The organism is Sphingomonas sp. (genome assembly GCF_035317925.1).
GTDB lineage: Bacteria > Pseudomonadota > Alphaproteobacteria > Sphingomonadales > Sphingomonadaceae > Sphingomonas_I.
The window spans coordinates 1-3,042 of sequence record NZ_DATHFV010000153.1; the positions used below are offsets into that span (position 1 = coordinate 1).

Sequence of the window (3,042 nt, forward strand, 5' to 3'; positions counted from 1 at the left end):
AACGCGGCCCTCGAGTCCGGGACCGACACCGTGATCGGCCGGCCCTGATCGAGACTCACCGTGATCTGCTTCGCCGACATGAAGACGTCCGCCGATCGGCCCGAAACGCTGAGGGTCGCCAGCCGTATATTACGTCCGGCCAGCGCATAACTTTGGTAATACCCATCCATCGACGCCGCGGCATCGATCGTCAGATGCGCGCTGCCCCCAGTCGGATCGGAATCCATCGACCGCGTGAACAACAATATGTCGACCCCGCCACCGATCGGCCATGGCCGGATACCGAGGGTGACGTCCGGCTTCTCCGCGCCGTAACCGTGGAGCAACGCGCACATATTGCTCTCGCCCTCGAGCACCCACTTGCCGGACGGGGGCAAGGCCGGCGTGGGCGTAGCCGCTTGAGCCAGGATCGCGACGATTGCAGCTATGGTCATTATTTCCCCCCGCCTTTGCCCAAGGACTAACGATCCCGCGCACGCGAATCTATCGCCGCGATGGGATGCGACGAAAGTCCGCGAAGCGTTATAAAGACCAATGCTCGCCTTCCTCGATTTCGAAGCCTCGTCGCTGGCGCGGCACAGCTATCCGATCGAGGTGGCGTGGGTGTTCGAGAATGGGGCGTCGGAAGCGTATCTGATCCGGCCTGCCCCCGGCTGGGACGATTGGGATGTGTCCGCCGAGGCGATCCATCATATTCCGCGCGCGACATTGCTGGACGAGGGCGTGGCGCATGACGCGGTCGCGCGGCGGATGGTCGAGCAACTGGCCGGGCACGATCTGACCGCAAGCGCGCCGTCGTGGGACGGCAAATGGCTGAGCACCTTGCTGCGCGCCGCCGGCCTGCCCCGGCACGCCCTGCGGCTGCGCGACAGCGACGAGGCGCAACGCGAGGCCGCGCGTACGATCCTGCGGGATATAGTGGCCGCCGATCGGCTGGACGCGACGGTGGAAAGCATACGTATTCACGCGATCGCGGCGCGGGCCGGCCAGGTGACGGCGCATCGCGCGCTTGCGGATGCGCAGGAAGAGCGCGAACGCTGGCGCACGATACGCGCTGCCGCCACGCAATTTCGTGACGCGCAGAGCCCTCATCCCGCCGCATTCGTTACGCGGCCGCACGATTAGGCGCTTCCATAATCGCGCCAGATCGCTAGTTGCCCGCGCAGGGCACGAAACAGTGCCGAACGGGATGAAACCATTGGCGACCAAGTTAGTAGCAATCGATATCGGCGGGACCCACGCGCGCTTCGCGATCGCGGAAGTGGAGGATGGCCGCGTCGTCAGCCTGGCGCCCGAATCCACCTTCAAGACAGCCGAGCATGCCAGTCTGCAGCTCGCACTCGAGGCATTCGCCGCCGAGCAGACGGAGCCGCTGCCGCGCAACGCCGCGATCGCGCTGGCCGGGCCGGTCCATGGCGACGTGCTCAAGCTGACCAACAATCCGTGGGTGATCCGCCCCGCCTTGATCCCCGAGAAACTGAACGTCGACCGCTATACGTTGGTCAACGATTTCGGCGCGGTCGCGCATGCGGTCGCGCGCTGCGATCCGGCGCATCTCATGCATATTTGCGGGCCGGAGCGCGATCTGCCGGCGACGGGCGCGATCACCGTGGTCGGGCCGGGCACCGGCCTGGGCGTCGCCTATGTGATCAAGAGCGAACATGATTATCATGTCGGCGAGACCGAGGGCGGGCATGTCGATTTCGCCGCGCTCGATTCGATCGAGGACAATATCCTCAAATATCTGCGCAACCGCTTTCGCCGCGTGTCGGCCGAGCGGGTCGTATCGGGACCGGGCCTCAACAATATCTACGCCGCACTCGCCGTCCTGGAGGAGCGCACGGTCGCGCCGATCGACGACAAGACATTGTGGGCGACCGCGCTCGAAGGCAGCGACAGCCTGGCGGCGGCGGCGCTCGACCGCTTCTGCCTGTCGCTGGGCGCGTTCGCGGGCGACATCGCGCTCGCGCAAGGCGCGACCGGCGTGGTTATCGGCGGCGGCGTCGGGCTTCGCGTTGCCGAACACCTGCCCCAATCCGGCTTCGCGCACCGCTTCGTCGCCAAAGGGCGGTTCGAGAAGATGATGTCCGACATACCGGTCAAGCTGATCACGCACCCGCAGCCCGGCCTGTACGGCGCCGCAGCCGCCTTCGCGCAAGAGCATAAGGCCTGACCATGCCGACGCTCACGCCGGAGGATCGGGCGATGCTCGATGCGCTGGCGGCGGGCGGTGACGCGATCGTCGGCCGCGCGATCGGCTGGTGCGCGATCAACAGCGGCAGCCGCAATCTGGCGGGGCTCGAGGCGATGGCCGAACCGCTCGCGACGGCGATGGGCGAGATCGGGCCGGTTGAGCGAATAAAGCTCTCCGATACGCAGGAGGTCGCCGCCGACGGCGCGATCCGCAGCGTTTCGACCAGCGCGGCGTTGCGCCTGCGGGTGCGGCCAGAGGCGCCCGTCCAGATCGCGCTGACCGGCCATTACGACACGGTCTATCCGGCCGAGACGCGCTTCCGCGACGTCGCGACGCGCGCCGACGGGGCGCTGCACGGGCCGGGCATCGCCGACATGAAGGGCGGGATCAGCGTGATGCTGGCCGCGCTCGCCGCATTCGAGACGCATCCGCTGGCCGGGCGGATCGGCTATACCGCCTTGCTGTCGCCGGACGAGGAAACGGGCTCGCTCGCGTCCGCGCCCCTGCTCGCCGAACTGGGTGCGGCAGCGCATGTCGGCATGACCTATGAGCCCGCGCTCGCGGACGGCACCCTGGTGTCGGGACGCAAGGGATCGGGCAATTTCCATATCCGCATCACCGGCCGCGCCGCGCATGCCGGGCGCGATTTCGACAGCGGGCGCAACGCGATCCTCGCCGCCGCGCGGATCGGGCTGGCGCTGGGCGCGCTCAATGGCCGGCGCGAGGGCGTGACGGTCAATGTCGCGCGGATCGACGGCGGCGCGCCGCTCAACCAGGTGCCGGACGTGGCGGTGCTGCGCTTCAACGCGCGCCTGCCTGACAATGAAGCCGAAGCCTGGCTGATGGCT

General features: G+C 67.6%; 4 protein-coding genes. 3 read left to right on the top strand and 1 reads right to left on the bottom strand.

Features of this window, described 5'->3' with window-relative positions:
- A partial coding sequence (locus tag VK533_RS11440; protein WP_324377714.1) for a hypothetical protein occupies positions 1-434 on the bottom strand: 434 nt, incomplete at its 3' end.
- Between the two features lie 100 nt (positions 435-534).
- Here VK533_RS11440 and VK533_RS11445 point away from each other — a divergent pair.
- The 3 genes from VK533_RS11445 to VK533_RS11455 all read left to right on the top strand — a co-directional run.
- Entirely contained in the window at positions 535-1,125 is a 591-nt protein-coding gene (locus VK533_RS11445) for a transcriptional regulator (protein WP_324377716.1), read from the top strand.
- Positions 1,126-1,189: 64 nt separating this feature from the next.
- Positions 1,190-2,173: a glucokinase gene (gene glk / locus VK533_RS11450; protein WP_324377718.1), complete on the top strand. Its 984-nt coding sequence runs from the start codon at positions 1,190-1,192 to the stop codon at positions 2,171-2,173.
- A gap of 2 nt (positions 2,174-2,175) precedes the next feature.
- Positions 2,176-3,042, top strand: an 867-nt coding sequence (locus tag VK533_RS11455; protein ID WP_324377720.1) for a hydrolase, incomplete at its 3' end; no start/stop codon positions are given.